Here is a 2,008-nt window from a genome sequence, read left to right as displayed (position 1 = left end):
GGCATTTCGTCGACGACAGGGCGTGCTGAGGCTGGTGGTGGTGCTGCCGGACGGCACGCCGGGCATGGTGGCGGCCGACTCAACGGATGTGTTTGGTAGCGGTGACGCCGCTGTGACGCAGTTGGCGACCACGTTGTCGGTCGAGGGGGTTCGGCTGCTGCGGTCACGACTGGCCCATGAGGTCGGTGCGGCGTCGGCGTCGGGCGTGTCGTCGTGACCGGGTCCGACCAGTTACGGCCTGGATGGGCAAGGCTCACCTCGCTGGATCCGCGCGAACGAGACCAGGAGGTGAGCCGTGCGAGAAATCAGGATAGCGGCCGCGGTGCAATTGCGGCTGCCGTGGGAGCAGGAGTGTGTGGCCGGGAGCTGGGAGCAGGTGCCCGAACCCACACGGGCGCAAGTGTTGTCGCTGCTGGCCCGGATGATCGCCAGGGGTGTGCTGGCCGAGGACGGCAGTGATGGCTGAGCTGACCAAGATCCGGGCAACGCACCTGGAGCGGGAAGCCTGGGTGTATGTGCGGCAATCGACGATGACGCAGGTGCGGGAGAACACCGAAAGCCTCAACCGGCAATACGAATTGGCGCAGCGAGCCCAACATCTGGGGTGGCCAGCTGACCGGGTACGGGTGGTCGATGACGACCTGGGCTGTTCAGGCGCGGATGCCGACGCGCGCGGCGGGTTTCAGGGATTGGTCGCCGCGGTCGGGTTGGGGCAGGTTGGTCTGGTGCTGGGCATCGAGGTGTCTCGGTTGGCCCGGCGCAACGCAGACTGGTATCACCTGCTGGACCTGTGCGCGATGACCGACACCCTGATCGCCGACACCGACGGGATGTATCACCCCGGTGACTACAACGACCGGCTCGTGCTTGGGTTGAAGGGCACGATGAGCGAGGCTGAGCTGCACGTGCTGCGATCGCGGCTGGATGCCGGGCTGCGGCACAAGGCCGCGCGGGGCGAGCTGCGCCAACTGCTGCCGGTCGGGCTGGACTACGACGAGGACGACCGGGTGGTGCTCAGCCGGGATGAGGCGGTCCGCGCCGCGATCACGGCTGTGTTCGACCGGTTCGACGAGCTGGGTTCGGCGCGTCAGGTGGTGCTGTCGCTGCGCGCGGATGGCCTGCGGCTGCCGCGCCGGTCCGCTGGCGCGCGGATCGTCCGCTGGGCCGAGGCGACCTACCCGGCGGTCCACGATTTCTTGACCAACCCCGCCTATGGTGGTGCGTACGTGTTCGGGCGAACGAAGGTGAGCCGGCGTCTGGACGAGGCGGGCCGCATCGTCGTCCGCGATCAGGAATTGCCGCGTGAGCAGTGGGAGGTGACCATCCCGGATCATCATCCCGGCTATGTGTCCTGGCAGACCTATCTGGCGAACCGGGATCGGTTGCGCGCCAACGCACGCCCGCCCAAAGGGCAGGGCGGCGGGGCGGTGCGTGAGGGCCGCGCCTTGCTGCAGGGGCTGGTGGTGTGCGGCAAGTGCGGGCGGCGGATGCTGGTCGGCTACTCCGGCCCGGATGGCCGGGTCCCACGGTATCTGTGCGCGCAGGGACTGCGGTTGTATGGCTCGGCGCGCAGCTGTCAGAGTCTGAGCGGACGCCGCCTGGATGCCGCTGTGGTCGAGGAGATGTTCATGGTGTTGGCGCCGGCCGCGTTGGCGGCCACCGCCGCTGCACTCGCCGAGGCCGAGGATCAGCACGCCCGGCGGGTGCGGGCGTTCGAGCTGGCCGCCGAGCGGGCCCGTTACGAGGCCGAGCGAGCCCGCCGCCAGTTCGACGCGGTGGAGCCCGAAAACCGGTTGGTCGCCCGCAGCCTGGAACGCGACTGGGAAGCGCGGCTGGTCACGGCGCGTCAAGCCGAGGCCGACCTGGCCGCGCAGCTTTCCCGCCGGCCGGCGGTGCTCACCGAGGAGGAGGTGGCCTGGCTATCCCACGCGGGTGCTGATCTGCGGGCGGTGTTCGACGCCGACACCACAACGATCCGGGAACGAAAGCAGTTGCTGCGGTTGCTGAT

The 2,008-nt window shown here is 69.1% G+C and carries 3 protein-coding genes; all 3 read left to right on the top strand.

Translation table 11 applies throughout. From position 1 onward, the window contains the following. The coding region (locus WA944_RS12610) for a hypothetical protein (protein WP_526646995.1) at positions 1–217 on the top strand (217 nt) is incomplete at its 5' end. 78 nt (positions 218–295) lie between these two features. Beyond that, complete coding sequence (locus WA944_RS12605; RefSeq protein ID WP_526371158.1) at positions 296–466, top strand: hypothetical protein; 171 nt, start codon at positions 296–298, stop codon at positions 464–466. After that, a partial coding sequence (locus tag WA944_RS12600) for a recombinase family protein (protein ID WP_526611552.1) occupies positions 459–2,008 on the top strand: 1,550 nt, incomplete at its 3' end. The genes WA944_RS12605 and WA944_RS12600, both read left to right, overlap by 8 nt.

Origin of the sequence: Mycobacterium sp., from assembly GCF_049683355.1 — a bacterium.
GTDB lineage: Bacteria > Actinomycetota > Actinomycetes > Mycobacteriales > Mycobacteriaceae > Mycobacterium.
The sequence above is the reverse complement of the archived record's forward strand: the minus strand, read 5'-3'. Positions and strand labels throughout refer to the sequence as shown.